The following is a 314-nucleotide window of genomic DNA, read 5'->3' as shown; positions in this document are numbered from 1 at the left end:
TTCGAGCGCCCGATCTACGCTGGCAACGCCATGCAGACCGTCAAGTCGTCGGACGCCAAGAAGGTCATCACCTTCCGCACGTCGACCTTTGACGCCGCTGGCGAAGGCGGCTCGGCTGCTGTTGAAAGCATCGGCGCTGCTGACAATCCCGGCCTGTCGGAATGGGTTGAAGACAAGGTTGCCGAAAGCGACCGCCCCGAGTTGACCTCGGCTGGCGTTGTCGTGTCGGGTGGCCGTGGCGTTGGCTCGGAAGAGGACTTCGCCCTGATCGAGAAACTGGCTGACAAGCTGGGCGCCGCCGTTGGCGCGTCGCG

General features: G+C 64.3%; 1 protein-coding gene. It reads left to right on the top strand.

Annotated features, from left to right (window positions below):
* Positions 1-314, top strand: a 314-nt coding sequence (locus EOL43_RS15300; RefSeq protein ID WP_205669570.1) for an FAD-binding protein, incomplete at both ends; no start/stop codon positions are given.

It is taken from the genome of Aliiroseovarius marinus, assembly GCF_004360145.1.
GTDB lineage: Bacteria > Pseudomonadota > Alphaproteobacteria > Rhodobacterales > Rhodobacteraceae > Aliiroseovarius > Aliiroseovarius marinus.
This window is presented reverse-complemented; position numbering and strand designations above follow the sequence as displayed.